At 28.4% G+C, this 338-nt stretch carries 1 pseudogene; it reads right to left on the minus strand.

The features are described 5' to 3' along the window. Positions 1–338: pseudogene (locus CCAND38_RS01815) on the minus strand (hypothetical protein); the annotation flags it as partial.

Genomic DNA, 338 nt, shown 5'->3' on the forward strand with positions numbered 1-338 from the left:
CATAATGTTTCCAAATAGTTTGCATAATATCTCTCTCTTGCGATTTCTTCAAACCGTTCCTTTGGAAGCATTAAAATAAAATTATTAATTGTGCCTCCGTTTGCATAATGATTAAAACTAAATGAAATTTGCCAATTTTTAGGTTCGTTTACGTAAAAATATTCGTAAATCTTACTAACTTCGCCATTTTCATAAATTAAATCTATTTCTTGATGCTCTTTGTAATAAGTTGTCTTTTCAATATGAAATTTAGTGCCTTCATCATTTGATCTGATTTTTCTACTTTCTGTTTTTTGCACACCGTCTTTATTGTCAATGATGATAAAAAGATGGTTTGT

It is taken from the genome of Capnocytophaga canis, assembly GCF_000827555.1.
Lineage (GTDB): Bacteria > Bacteroidota > Bacteroidia > Flavobacteriales > Flavobacteriaceae > Capnocytophaga > Capnocytophaga canis.